The sequence below is a fragment of the Staphylococcus equorum genome (genome assembly GCF_029024965.1).
Taxonomy (GTDB): Bacteria; Bacillota; Bacilli; order Staphylococcales; family Staphylococcaceae; genus Staphylococcus; species Staphylococcus equorum.
In genome coordinates this window covers 2,262,402-2,274,888 of record NZ_CP118982.1, presented here as the reverse complement: position 1 = coordinate 2,274,888, position 12,487 = coordinate 2,262,402, and the positions used below count along the sequence as shown (strand labels likewise).

At 33.5% G+C, this 12,487-nt stretch carries 15 protein-coding genes; 9 read left to right on the top strand and 6 right to left on the bottom strand.

The genetic code is table 11. The features are described from left to right. The first annotated feature begins 62 nt into the window (after window positions 1–62). From tadA to PYW44_RS11075, 3 genes are all read left to right on the top strand, one after another. Window positions 63–554, top strand: a complete 492-nt coding sequence (gene tadA, locus PYW44_RS11085; protein WP_021339562.1) for a tRNA adenosine(34) deaminase TadA — start codon at window positions 63–65, stop codon at window positions 552–554. 100 nt (window positions 555–654) lie between these two features. Next, a complete protein-coding gene (locus PYW44_RS11080; protein ID WP_002508468.1) occupies window positions 655–1,527 on the top strand; it encodes a Cof-type HAD-IIB family hydrolase in 873 nt (290 codons plus the stop codon). 18 nt (window positions 1,528–1,545) lie between these two features. Further along, complete coding sequence (locus PYW44_RS11075; RefSeq protein WP_002508467.1) at window positions 1,546–2,112, top strand: NADPH-dependent FMN reductase; 567 nt, start codon at window positions 1,546–1,548, stop codon at window positions 2,110–2,112. Between the two features lie 72 nt (window positions 2,113–2,184). Here the strand turns inward: PYW44_RS11075 and PYW44_RS11070 are convergent, their stop codons facing one another. From PYW44_RS11070 to PYW44_RS11050, 5 genes are all read right to left on the bottom strand, one after another. Further along, window positions 2,185–2,529, bottom strand: a complete 345-nt coding sequence (locus tag PYW44_RS11070; RefSeq protein WP_021339563.1) for a MarR family transcriptional regulator — start codon at window positions 2,527–2,529, stop codon at window positions 2,185–2,187. Between the two features lie 4 nt (window positions 2,530–2,533). Further along, window positions 2,534–3,355, bottom strand: a complete 822-nt coding sequence (locus tag PYW44_RS11065) for a transcriptional regulator (RefSeq protein WP_021339564.1) — start codon at window positions 3,353–3,355, stop codon at window positions 2,534–2,536. Window positions 3,356–3,686: 331 nt separating this feature from the next. Continuing rightward, a complete protein-coding gene (folE2, locus tag PYW44_RS11060) occupies window positions 3,687–4,565 on the bottom strand; it encodes a GTP cyclohydrolase FolE2 (protein ID WP_002508464.1) in 879 nt (292 codons plus the stop codon). Window positions 4,566–4,579: 14 nt separating this feature from the next. Next, window positions 4,580–5,245, bottom strand: a complete 666-nt coding sequence (bshB2, locus tag PYW44_RS11055; protein WP_021339566.1) for a bacillithiol biosynthesis deacetylase BshB2 — start codon at window positions 5,243–5,245, stop codon at window positions 4,580–4,582. A 12-nt stretch (window positions 5,246–5,257) separates the two neighbouring features. Then, the gene (locus PYW44_RS11050; protein ID WP_162492976.1) at window positions 5,258–5,620 is read right to left on the bottom strand and encodes a YojF family protein; all 363 of its coding nucleotides are present in this window, start codon (window positions 5,618–5,620) and stop codon (window positions 5,258–5,260) included. Window positions 5,621–6,186: 566 nt separating this feature from the next. Here PYW44_RS11050 and hxlA point away from each other — a divergent pair. Both hxlA and hxlB read left to right on the top strand, forming a co-directional pair. After that, window positions 6,187–6,819: a 3-hexulose-6-phosphate synthase gene (gene hxlA, locus PYW44_RS11045; RefSeq protein ID WP_021339567.1), complete on the top strand. Its 633-nt coding sequence runs from the start codon at window positions 6,187–6,189 to the stop codon at window positions 6,817–6,819. Between the two features lies 1 nt (window position 6,820). Then, window positions 6,821–7,369 (top strand): 6-phospho-3-hexuloisomerase, encoded by a 549-nt coding sequence (gene hxlB / locus PYW44_RS11040; protein ID WP_002508460.1) that lies wholly within the window; start codon window positions 6,821–6,823, stop codon window positions 7,367–7,369. Between the two features lie 84 nt (window positions 7,370–7,453). Here the strand turns inward: hxlB and PYW44_RS11035 are convergent, their stop codons facing one another. Further along, window positions 7,454–7,582, bottom strand: a complete 129-nt coding sequence (locus tag PYW44_RS11035; protein ID WP_002508459.1) for a hypothetical protein — start codon at window positions 7,580–7,582, stop codon at window positions 7,454–7,456. Between the two features lie 439 nt (window positions 7,583–8,021). Here PYW44_RS11035 and PYW44_RS11030 point away from each other — a divergent pair, with 439 nt between their 5' ends. The 4 genes from PYW44_RS11030 (at window position 8,022) to PYW44_RS11015 (ending at window position 12,486) form a co-directional block, all read left to right on the top strand. After that, the gene (locus PYW44_RS11030; protein ID WP_021339569.1) at window positions 8,022–9,368 is read left to right on the top strand and encodes an alanine/glycine:cation symporter family protein; all 1,347 of its coding nucleotides are present in this window, start codon (window positions 8,022–8,024) and stop codon (window positions 9,366–9,368) included. Between the two features lie 280 nt (window positions 9,369–9,648). Then, a complete protein-coding gene (locus PYW44_RS11025; protein ID WP_081324875.1) occupies window positions 9,649–11,010 on the top strand; it encodes an AMP-binding protein in 1,362 nt (453 codons plus the stop codon). Then, window positions 11,010–12,152 carry a thiolase family protein gene (locus PYW44_RS11020; RefSeq protein WP_064783140.1) on the top strand — a complete coding sequence of 381 codons (1,143 nt, stop codon included), beginning with the start codon at window positions 11,010–11,012 and terminating at the stop codon, window positions 12,150–12,152. Before PYW44_RS11025 ends, PYW44_RS11020 begins: the two co-directional genes overlap by 1 nt. After that, window positions 12,124–12,486, top strand: a complete 363-nt coding sequence (locus tag PYW44_RS11015; RefSeq protein WP_064783139.1) for a hypothetical protein — start codon at window positions 12,124–12,126, stop codon at window positions 12,484–12,486. Before PYW44_RS11020 ends, PYW44_RS11015 begins: the two co-directional genes overlap by 29 nt. Window position 12,487 lies beyond the last annotated feature (1 nt).

Below are 12,487 nucleotides of genomic sequence, written 5' to 3'. Positions count from 1 at the left end.
ATTTACCGCTCCAATGTTAAAATAGACAATAAATATTGTACCATATGTGAGGTGTAAGACACATGACAACTGACCAAGATTTTATGAAAATTGCGATTGAAGAAGCAAAAAAAGCAGGGGATATTGGTGAAGTGCCTATTGGTGCTGTCATTGTTCGAGATAATGAAGTGATTGCAAGAGCACACAATTTGCGAGAATCATCACAAGACCCAACTGCACACGCTGAGCATCTTGCAATTCAGAAAGCTGCTGCTGTCGTCGGTAGTTGGCGCTTAGAAAACTGCCGACTTTATGTCACGCTAGAACCATGCGTGATGTGTGCTGGAACGATTGTAATGAGCCGTATTCCGTATGTGATTTATGGAGCCAAAGATCCCAAAGGTGGCTGTGCAGGTAGTCTCATGGACCTGTTACAAGAACCAAGATTTAATCATCGGTCAACGGTTCATACAGGTGTATTAGAAGAAGCATGTAGCCAATTATTAAAAACATTTTTTAAAAATTTAAGAAAAAATAAAAAAATCATACAAACAGCCGATAATACAAATCACTAAAGATTTGGTAGAATGTGAGTGTGTTACAAATTTGTGGCAAATGAGAATGGTGTGTAATTAAGATTGTGTTATCGATCATAGAAGGAAACGAGGTAAATTAATGATAAAATTAATTGCAACAGATATGGATGGTACATTATTAAATGCGGCACATGAGATATCAGAAGAGAATATTAAGGCGATTCAATATGCACAATCGCAAGGCATAACAGTAGTTATTGCTACGGGACGTGCTTTTTATGAAGCCAATTCACCTGTAAATCAAACAGATTTGAAAGTGCCTTACATCTGTTTAAATGGTGCAGAAGTGAGAGATGAATCTTTTAATATCATGAGTACATCTAAATTGAATCGTGAGTTAATTAATAGAATTACAACTGAGATGGATAAGGAAGATATTTATTATCAAGTTTATACAAACTTAGGTATCTACACTGAAAACCCTCAACGTGATTTAGAAATATATATAGATATTGCAGAACGAGCTGGTCAAAAAGCAGACGTAGAAAAAATTAAAGCTGGTATTCAAAAACGAATTGATAATGGTACTTTAAAAGTTGTAGATAATTATGACAAGATTGAAGATACCCCTGGAGAAATCGTTATGAAAATCCTTGCTTTTGACAGTGATTTAGAAAAAATTGACCGTGCAAGTGAGAAACTAGCACAATCAGAAAGTCTTGCAATTTCTTCTTCTTCAAGAGGCAATATTGAAATTACACACTCAGATGCACAAAAAGGCATCGCGTTAGAAACGATTGCAGAGCGTCTTAATATAGATATGGAAAATGTTATGGCAATAGGTGATAATATGAATGATATTTCTATGCTAGAGCGTGCTGGTTACTCTGTAGCGATGGATAACGCAACGCCTGAAGTAAAAGCAGTGTCTAAGTATGCTACAGACACAAATGAGCAAAGTGGCGTCGGAAAAGCGATTATGAAATTGCTCAAAGAAAATAATGAAATTTAGTATGAGGAGAAGTGTATTATGAAAGGTTTAATCATTGTAGGGAGTGCGAAATTAGGTTCACATACAACAGCGCTATCCCAATATTTAAAAGGGCATTTTGAAGAACATGATTTTGAAGTTGAAATTTTTGATCTTGCAGAACATCCAATTCACCAACTTGATGTTTCAGGTGCTTCTAGTCCAAGTGAAACATATAAAAATAATTTAAGTACATTACAAGCTAAAGCAAGAGAAGCGGACTTTTTCGTCTTAGGATCTCCGAATTATCATGGTTCATACTCTGGTATTTTAAAAAATGCTTTAGATCATTTAACTATGGATGATTTCAAAATGAAACCTGTAGGCCTTATTGGTAATAGTGGAGGCATCGTAAGTTCAGAACCGCTATCACATTTACGTTTAATTGTACGTACATTATTAGGTATTGCAGTACCAACACAAATTGCTACGCATGATACAGATTATAAAAAATTAGACGATGGTACATTATATTTAGATAATGAAGAATTCCAATTACGTGCTAGATTATTTGTAGATCAAATCATTTCTTTTGTTAAAAATAGTCCTTATGAACATTTAAAATAAGTTAAATGATTAAATTATACTAAAATAACTGTTAGGTTTCTAAATAGGGCCTAACAGTTATTTTTATGTATGCTATTTTGAGTTTGATGGCTTTAAAATAGAAGTTACGATTGTATGATATTGATCTAAAATCGACTTTATTTTAGGTAGGTCGATATTGTGTAAATGAATGCAACGCTCATCATATGCATCTCTAGATTTTTTTAATAGCCCTAGCTCAATGAGATTGTTGATTTGTATTGAAATGGGTGTGTTGTGACTATACAACAACCTTTTGAGTTCTACCGCTTCAATACTTTCTTTGTTAATATAAAGTAATTTATCCAATATAATTATTTCAGCAAATGTAAGGTTCAAATTTTGTTTTACTACTTTTTTAATTAATTTTCTCTTTTCTTCGTAAGTTATTATATTCATGTTATCACCACATTAAGTTATTTGTTCTTTGTTGTATTATTTTGAATTTTTTACTACCTTCTATAATAGGTTGTTTATTATTAAATCCATAAGGGCTTACACCTTTGATTGCTTGGAAATGATATATATAATCTTTAAGTGAATGGAAGTGATACTGTCTCCATACAAAATCTAAACTATCACCATTTAATAAAACACATACTGAAAAGTGAATTTTTGAAGCAATAATGTAGTTTGATAAGGTACAACACATAAGTGCTGAAAATTCACGCGATAAAAAGCTATTATTCACAAAAAATTGATGCGCAATATCTTGGCAAATTAATTTTCTTTCACAGTTGTTATTAATATATTGAATAACGTCTCTAATCAATATATGTTTAAAATTCTGTTCAGATTTAGAGCGAGGAGTTGTATTTATGGTATTAAGATAAGTCGCTTTAATTAAATATAATAATTTTCGTTCTATATCTTTAGTGTTTGATTGATTTAACATTGATAAAATGACGTCGTTATAAAGTGTTTTTAAATCGGGACTATCTTCATCTATTATATTATGTTCATTTTGAGCATACTTATTCAAAATTTTATAATAATAGTAATTATTTATAGATAGACATAATAACGTGCCTTCAAAGTTGATATCATTAATACATTCATAGTCATGAATATAAAATATATCTCCTGTACGATAATGTTGAAAGTCGTTATTTTTTAGTATTGTAATTGCTCCATCAAAAATGAAATAGATATTTAAAAAATGGTTAGTACGTAAACATTTAAAATTGGATGTTTTATTATTATATATCTTTAAATCATAATCCATTATTTATTTCACCACACCAATATACTAAGAAGCATCTCTTCTATAATAATTTTAATACGAAAAGTGTATATCGGACATTAACAAAATTTAACTCTTGATACACATTATTTTAAAATTAATATGCGAGTTTAGATTTTAGAGTAAATAATTTAATAGTAACGCTTAAAATTTTACTTTTTAATAATTAAAAACATAACGTCAAATAGATAATCTAGAAAAATTGAAATTACATTTACTAGAGATATTCAAATTTTGAACAAAAAAAGAGTACTAATAAATATATATTAGTACTCCTATAATAAATAAAGCGTATGAGTTAAATTGTATTTAACTATTTATGGTATTTTAATTTAGCAAAAGCATCGTGTTGGTGAATAGATTCTTCATTGCGACATTCTATTTCAAAACCATCAAGCCACTCAAAACCTACCAAATCTGCAGCGATAAGACGGATAAGGTCTTCTACAAATCTTGGATTTTCATAAGCGTGTTCTGTAACACTTTTCTCATCAGGACGTTTTAGAATAGGATATAAAATAGAGCTTGCATTAGCTTCCATTGCATCTAAAATGACTTCTTTATAATCACCTATTAAATCAACATCTTTATTTAGAAAAGCTTTTACAGTGATAATACCACGTTGGTTGTGTGCTGAGTACTCGCTAATTTCTTTTGAACAAGGGCAAAGTGTAGTCACCGCAGCTTGGATTGTAATCTCTTTACGGGTTACATCATCTTTATCAATCGCTAAACCATAAGTTACATCGGCATGACCAACAGCTTTGATTTGAGTGACTGGGCTATAACGGTCGAAGAACCATTTAGCTGAGACATCTAAACCAGCAGCGTTTTGTTCCATGCTAACTTGTAAACTACGTAATAATTGATAAAGTGCGTCAAAATTTAATTCAATGCCATTATTATAGTGCTTTTCGACACTTTCTAATATACGGCTCATATTAATGCCTTTTTCGTCTTGATTTAAACTGGTTGAAAAACTAAAGTTTCCAGCAGTTTGGAAACGATCTACAAGTACTGGGTAAACTAAGTTTTTAATACCTACCTCTTCGATTTCAAACAAGAAATCTTTATGTGTACTTTGTAAGTCTTTCATATTTTCTTTTTCAGTTGGTTTCGTACCTTCGATAGGATCAACAGAACCAAAGTGCTTCCATCTTCCTTCTCTAGTAGATAAGTCAAATTCTGTCATGCTATTGCCTCCACTTAAGATTCAAAGTTATAAGTCCAATAAGGTTCTACTTCTAAGAAACTGTGTGCTTCTCCAGGTACGTCAGGTGTTGCAAGTGACTCTAGGAATGGACCTGTTTGAGATGCATGTGCTTCGAATGTACGTAGTTTAACCTCTTTATAATCACTGATCTCATTTAGAATGTCTGGTGCACCTAATTTTTCATGTGCGTCATTACTAAATGCTACAAGCTGTAAACGTGGTCTTTCAGATGCTGGCATACGACCAACCGTTCTCACGACTGCTTCTGCAGTAGCTTCATGGTCAGGATGAACAGCAAACTGCGGATAGAAAGAAATGATGACAGATGGTTGTAATTCATCAATGAGGGATTTAACCATTGCATCCATTTCATCATGTGGTTCGAACTCTACAGTTTTATCTCGTAAACCCATTTTACGTAAATCAGTTATGCCTATTGCTTCCATTGCTTTTTCTAATTCTTTTTCACGAATATCTGGTAATGTCTCACGTGTAGCAAAAGGTGGATTGCCTAAATTGCGTCCCATTTGTCCGAGTGTCAAACATGCGTACGTGACTGGAACTCCATTATCGATATAGCGTGCTAATGTGCCTGCAGATGAGAATGATTCATCATCTGGATGTGGAAAAATTACTAATACTTGGCTTTCCTCTGCCATGATACGCCCTCCTTATGCTTTGAACGGTTGAGTACTAATTTCTAAAGCAGCAGCTAATTGACCTTCATAGTTAAACCCTGCTAGCAGAAACTCACCATTCTCATTCACTTCATAATGTGTTAATCCTTGGACATAGACCCAACCGCTATCTTTCAATTTAAGACCGACACGGAAAGGATCTTTGTTGCCACCTTTAAGTTGAGCGTGTTCGTAAGTCACTTGAATATTTCTCAAAAAAGTTCCCGCATTAAATACACGTTGGTCAAAGTGAGCAGCATATGCACCATTTGTTGTTTCAACATGTAAGTATACAGGTTTATGCTCATATGAAGAAAGTAATGCTTGTACTTCCTCATTGTTTATTTGTTCCAAAATTTTGCCTCCTTGCTTCCAAACCCAACATTACAAAATTCAATTATTTATATTTACTTAACACAATAGATTTCTATGATATAAGTCTATACTTTAGTGTAAACCGACTCGTATACATTTTCTACCAGAAAAGTGAATTTTATATCTAAGAATTGTATTTTATATCTAAGAATTGTATTTTATATTTTGATTATCTCTTCATTCTACTAAAAAGCACAGCAGAAATGTATCACTCTGCTCAATTTATATTAAAAAGTCTCAATTTAATAGTTAAATAGAGGTGGAATCCAATTCCTGTTAAAAAGATATAAAAGAAGTATAATGCATAAGTGTAATAAGATTTATATATAATTTGCATAACAATCAATTTATTATGACTGTAGTTTTAACAATAAAACATAGGTGTTAACGGGTATATTCATTTTAGGTAGAGGATATACAAGTGTTTATCGTGTTATTTTACTCGTTTAATATATAAAACTAAGGGTAAATAGCTTAAGTGCAACATTATATAGTAAGTTAAGTCACAACGATGGCTCTATAATTTAATTCAAGAAGGGATGATCATTTTGGAATTACAACTAGCAATTGATTTATTGAATAAAGAGGAAGCGGCAAAACTTGCGAATAAAGTTAAAGATTATGTAGATATCGTAGAAATTGGTACACCAATCGTTATTAATGAAGGTTTACCAGCGGTTCAACATTTAAATGATAATATAGAAGGCGTAAAAGTACTTGCAGACTTAAAAATTATGGATGCTGCAGACTATGAAGTAAGCCAAGCAGTTAAATTTGGTGCAGACGTAATAACAATTTTAGGTGTTGCTGAAGATGCATCAATTAAAGCAGCAGTTGAAGAAGCACATAAAAGTGGTAAAGAATTGTTAGTAGATATGATTGCAGTACAAGATTTAGAAAAACGTGCTAAAGAATTAGACGATTTAGGCGCAGACTATATCGCTGTGCATACTGGTTATGACTTACAAGCTGAAGGTCAATCTCCTTTAGAAAGTTTACGTAAAGTTAAATCAGTTATTTCTAATTCTAAAGTAGCTGTTATTGGTGGTATTAAACCAGATACAATTAAAGAAGTTGTAGCAGAAGAACCAGATTTGGTTGTAGTTGGTGGCGGTATTGCTAACGCTGACGATCCAGTTGAAGCTGCTAAACAATGTAGAGATGCGATTGAAGGCAGATAATATGACTGAAATTACAAATTATCGTTTAATATTAGATGAATTAGACCATACACTATCACACGTTAAAGATAGTGAAGCAAAAACGTTTTTAACACAAGTGGTTGAAGCGAATCAAATATTTGTTGCAGGAAAAGGTCGCTCTGGCTTTGTAGCAAATAGTTTTGCAATGCGTTTAAATCAATTAGGCAAATACGCGCATGTTGTGGGTGAGTCTACGACGCCGTCTATTACTGAAAATGATTTGTTTGTTATTATCTCTGGGTCAGGTTCGACAGAGCATTTAAGATTATTAGCAGATAAAGCTAAAGCTGTTGGTGCAGAAGTTGTATTATTATCGACAAACCCGGCTTCAGCGATAGGTGAACTTGCAAATGCAGTTATTGAATTACCGGCAGGGACGAAATATGATGCTGAAGGTTCAGCACAACCCCTAGGTAGCCTATTTGAACAAGCATCACAAGTGTTTTTAGATAGTATTGTTTTAGACTTAATGACTGAGTTAAAAGTTGATGAAGAAGCAATGCAACAAAACCACGCAAATTTGGAATAACCAAATATAAGTGTTAATAAAAGTAAAAAGAGAGAGGAAACTAAATTTAAGTTTCCTCTCTCTTTTTATTTCTATATATTAAAATTAATCTAAATGAACTCTATTATGATCTTCCATACTATTTTCTTGTGTCATATCTATACATTGTTTACATGTTATAAAAGCGATTATTGCAAGTGAAACGATGATGTTAATAGTTAAAATCTTCTTCATTTTAATCATCCTAACTGTTTAAGTTTTTATATGAATTACAATACATTAAGGTCGTTTTAAACTAGTTATTATTTTGAAAAAGGCACAATAAATAGACGTGATAAAAATTTATTGTATGTTACCTTTTCCCTGATGTTTACTTGTTAATCAAACTCAGCTAAAGCGTAAGTGTTATAGCTATGCTAAACAGTTGATTGATAACAAAGTATAGAGTATTGAGACTTTGATACTACAATTTATTTTAATATTAAAAATAATAAATTTAAAAACTATAGAAGAAAGTTAATTAGAATCTAAAAACGAATTTTAAAATGGCAACTAATGATTAATAATAAAACAAATAGGGGATACTATAAAAAAATAGTTTAGTTACCTTTAGACTATTTTCACGTAGATCTATGACAATTTGATTTTAATACATTATTAAAGGGGAGATATAATGGAAAAAATCGTTGCTTTTTCAGATTGGCTTTGGGGATTTCCTTTAGTTACATTATTATTAGTTGCAAGTTTATATTTAACAATAAACTTGAAATTTATTCAGTTTAGACATTTCTTTTATATGATGAAACAGACCTTTGGAAGTGTCAATAAAACGCCTAAGGGTGAGGGTACAATCACACCGAGGCAAGCATTGACCTCTGCGTTATCATCTACGATAGGCGCTGCGAATATTGTTGGTGTACCTACGGCTATTATGATGGGTGGACCAGGTGCAGTCTTTTGGATGATAGTAATTGCATTCCTAGGCATGGCTTTAAAATTCAGTGAAAACGTACTCGGTGTACATTATCGTGAAAAAAATAAAAAGGGCGAATTTGTTGGTGGACCTACATATTATATGAAGAAAGGTTTTAAAAATAAAAAGTTAGGCGCTATTTTTTCTATCGTCTTTGCTTTTGCGCTGATGCTTGAGCTTATTCCAAGTATTATGGTACAAGGTCATTCGGCTGCAAGGACTGTTCATGATACATTTAATATACATATGGGTGTAACTGGTGTCGTTCTAGCTATTCTTGCAGCATTAGTCGTATTTGGTGGTATTCAACGTATCGCATCATTTACTGAGAAGATTGTGCCAATCATGGTAGGTTTATATTGTTTGTTAGGATTTGCTATTGTCGTAATGAATATCACTCAAGTGCCTAATATTATTGCACTTGTTGTTGAACAAGCGTTTAATCCTAGTGCAGCATTAGGCGGAACATTCGGTGCAGCGCTCGCAACTACCATCCGTTGGGGATTCGCGCGAGGCATATATTCTAATGAGGCAGGTCTTGGTACATCACCTATTGCTCATGCAGCTGCTAAAACGGATCATCCTGTACGTCAGGCTTTTTGGAGTGTCAGTGAAATTGTAGTCGATACGTTTGTCGTATGTAGTACGACTGCTTTCGTTGTACTTGTTTCTGGTGTCTGGACAGCAGAAGACGCAAAATCACAATCTGCAGCGCTCACAGCCAGAGCGTTTGAAGATGCTTTTGGACAATTTGGAAGTATGATTGTATCGATTTCGATGGTATTTTTCGTATTTTCAACGGTCATCGTCGTGATTTTTTACGGCTCTAGAATGGCAGAATTCTTATTTGGATTAACAGGTGGTTGGATTATGAAAGTCGTCTACGTATTATCATTAGTCGTAGGTGCTTTGGGTGCAGCAACACAACTATGGAATTTGTTAGATTTAGCACTTGCAATTGTGCTTATACCTAACGTTATTGCTGTCCTTATACTTTCACCAAAAGTAAAATCACTAACTATAGATTTCTTTAACAACTATAAATAAGTTGTTCTATTAAAAATAAAATCCCTCACTACAAAATGCAGTGAGGGATTTTTGGTACGCAGATTTTTCAAAAATTGGGTTTGGATATTTCATTTCTGGAAAATTTAATCTGCTAATGGGATTTGGATTGAAAGTTTCATTTAATTTTCAATGAAATTGGGAAGAAGATGACCTAAGCCTCCACGATTAAAATTTATCAGTGATTGTGTAAAGGTCAACAACTATAATTAATGTTAATATATATTATATTAAAGTTTACAATTCAAAGGGTGACATGAAAGTGGAAATATTAGAAAAGATTGATCAACACGCACAAGAACTGCCACAACGCCTTGCGTTGCAATTTGATGATTTAAAGTGCAATTATAAACAATTAAAAATAAATATCGAATTAGTGCTTGAAGATATAGCGCGTATTCCTAGTCATCAATTTGTAGCAGTCATAATGAAAGACCCTATGGAAACAATCATCTATTATTGTGCATTGTTAAAGAAAAATTGTATTCCATGCATACTAGATTTTCAATGGTCACAAGCGCAGATAGACACATTACTAAACCATTATGGGATTTCTTATGTAATCAATGAGGAACAAGAAATAATAAGTAAGCATATTAAAAATAATCAATTGAAGTGGCATGATGATTTATTACATGTTGGTTTTACTTCAGGAACGACAGGCTTACCAAAAGCTTATTATCGCAATGAAAAATCATGGCTATATTCATACAAAGAAAACGAAAAGCTTTTAGGAACGCCGATTAATATACTCGTTGCACCTGGACCTTTATCTCATTCATTGTCTTTATATACTTGTATCTATGCGCTGTATAGTGGCAAAACGTTTATAGGACAACGTCAATTTGATGCGACATTGCTATTACAAACGATTGAAAAAGTATCTGAAACAGTTGCCATGTTTTTAGTGCCGACGATGTTAACATCGTGTTTGGCTGAAAATATTAAAATGGAGTCAGTGCGCTATATTTTTTCTACAGGTGATAAGTTACCTTTGGAAATAAGAAATAAAGTTCAACAATATATGCCGCAAACTATATTAATAGAGTTCTTCGGAACATCTGAAGCAAGCTTTATAAGTTATAACTACAATAATGAAGCACCGTATCATTCTGTGGGTTTACCTTTTCCAAATGTGAAAATACACTTGGCACATCAGGATGAACAGGGTGTAGGCGTGTTACATATTCAAAGTAATATGGTGTTTAGTGGTTATGCAAATCAAGATATTTCACGAAGTAAATGGCTGGAAATTGGTGATTTTGCATCACTTGATCATAACGGATATCTCTATTTGCACGGACGTCAGAGTGACCGCATGATTATTGGTGGTCGGAATGTTTATCCAACTGAAATTGAGCGTGTAGCCCAAGAATATGAATATTTTAACGAAGTGTGCATAGTGAGTGAACCACATTCGAAGTTCGGAGAGATTGCAGTACTACTTTATACAGGTACACGATATGTGTCTTATCAATCTTTGAAAAGTTTTTTGTCATCATATTTGGCAAGATATCAAATACCATCTAAATTGATTAAAATAGATGAAATGTACTATACACAAAGTGGGAAAATAGCGCGTAGACAAATGAAGGAATGTTACTTAGGAGGAGAGTTTAAATAATGAAAGAAGCAGTGATTGTTGCGGCAAAACGTACAGCATTTGGCAAATATGGAGGAAAGCTTAAACATATAGAGCCAGAACACCTCATAAAGCCATTATTTACACATTTCAAAGAAACATTCTCCCATGTGATGTCAGATATTGATGACGTTATTCTGGGTAATGTCGTAGGTAATGGAGGTAATTTGGCGAGAAAGTCCTTACTTGAAGCAGAACTAGATCACCACATCCCGGGCGTAACTATCGATAGACAGTGTGGTTCAGGGTTAGAAGCGATATTACAAGCTTGCCGTATGATACAAGCAGGCGCAGGTACAATTTATATGGCAGGCGGTGTAGAAAGTACGAGCCGTTCACCTTGGAAAATAAAGCGACCGCAATCTGTTTATGATACCCAATTACCAGAGTTTTTTGAACGCGCATCATTTGCTCCAGAAAGACAGGACCCTTCAATGATTGAAGCGGCTGAAAATGTAGCTCAAACTTACAACATTTCAAGAACGGCACAAGATTATTATGCATGGATGAGCCATCAAAAAACAATGGCTGCATATGAACATCAAATCATTTCCCGAGAAATAATGCCATTTCAAGTTAAGGGTGAAACATTTCAGCGAGATGAAAGTATTAAACCAAAGTTAACGGAACGGACGCTGAATCGTTTGAAACCACTCTTACCTGAAGGCACAGTTACTGCTGGAAATTGTTGTATGAAAAATGATGGTGCAGTGTTATTAATGATTATGGAAAAAGAAACTGCCAAAGCATGTGGTTTTAATAGCGGGTTAGCATTTACTGATGGTTTAACTGTAGGCGTAGACCCGAATGTTTTAGGCATAGGTCCTGCACCAGCAGTAACAAGACTACTAGAAAAAAATCACTATACTATTGATGAAATTGATGCGGTCGAATTGAATGAGGCCTTTGCATCACAGGTATTAGCAAGTCAAGAAATGTTGGGATTAACTGATGCGAAATTAAATGTTTATGGCGGCGCAATCGCTACAGGGCACCCCTATGGTGCAAGTGGTGCAGCTTTAGTGACGCGCTTGTTCTATATGGATGAATATCAAAGAACAATTGCTACAATGGGAATAGGAGGTGGCATGGGCAATGCATTATTGTTTGAAAGATGGACATGAAGAGCGAGAAATCATATTTAATGAAGGTGATGTCATAGCTTATAATCAATATTTTAATCAATATCCATTAAATAAAGTACCGCCACTATATTGTGCTAAGTTATGGCCAGAATTTCAGTTGTTTCAGCAATATGCTAATCGCAATATTTTGCTGAAAGAAACAGAAATAGACCATACAAAATCGCTTGAAACGAATGAAACATATCTAGCGCATATGTGTATGATAGAGAAGAAGAAAATAAAATCATTTATGAAATATACTTTTAAATTAGATGTACATAAAAATAGCGAAAACTATATCACTATTAAACAAATATTTTTGGAGCAGCTATAGC

Excerpts from the sequence above, each read along its gene's own strand:
- folE2 (WP_002508464.1), bottom strand. The coding sequence starts at position 4,565 with ATGACAGAATTTGACTTATCTACTAGAGAAGGAAGATGGAAGCACTTT.
- PYW44_RS11070 (WP_021339563.1), bottom strand. The coding sequence starts at position 2,529 with ATGAATATAATAACTTACGAAGAAAAGAGAAAATTAATTAAAAAAGTA.
- tadA (WP_021339562.1), top strand. The coding sequence starts at position 63 with ATGACAACTGACCAAGATTTTATGAAAATTGCGATTGAAGAAGCAAAA.
- PYW44_RS11075 (WP_002508467.1), top strand. The coding sequence starts at position 1,546 with ATGAAAGGTTTAATCATTGTAGGGAGTGCGAAATTAGGTTCACATACA.
- bshB2 (WP_021339566.1), bottom strand. The coding sequence starts at position 5,245 with ATGGCAGAGGAAAGCCAAGTATTAGTAATTTTTCCACATCCAGATGAT.
- PYW44_RS11030 (WP_021339569.1), top strand. The coding sequence starts at position 8,022 with ATGGAAAAAATCGTTGCTTTTTCAGATTGGCTTTGGGGATTTCCTTTA.
- PYW44_RS11065 (WP_021339564.1), bottom strand. The coding sequence starts at position 3,355 with ATGGATTATGATTTAAAGATATATAATAATAAAACATCCAATTTTAAA.
- PYW44_RS11015 (WP_064783139.1), top strand. The coding sequence starts at position 12,124 with ATGCATTATTGTTTGAAAGATGGACATGAAGAGCGAGAAATCATATTT.
- PYW44_RS11035 (WP_002508459.1), bottom strand. The coding sequence starts at position 7,582 with ATGAAGAAGATTTTAACTATTAACATCATCGTTTCACTTGCAATAATC.
- PYW44_RS11020 (WP_064783140.1), top strand. The coding sequence starts at position 11,010 with ATGAAAGAAGCAGTGATTGTTGCGGCAAAACGTACAGCATTTGGCAAA.
- PYW44_RS11080 (WP_002508468.1), top strand. The coding sequence starts at position 655 with ATGATAAAATTAATTGCAACAGATATGGATGGTACATTATTAAATGCG.
- hxlB (WP_002508460.1), top strand. The coding sequence starts at position 6,821 with ATGACTGAAATTACAAATTATCGTTTAATATTAGATGAATTAGACCAT.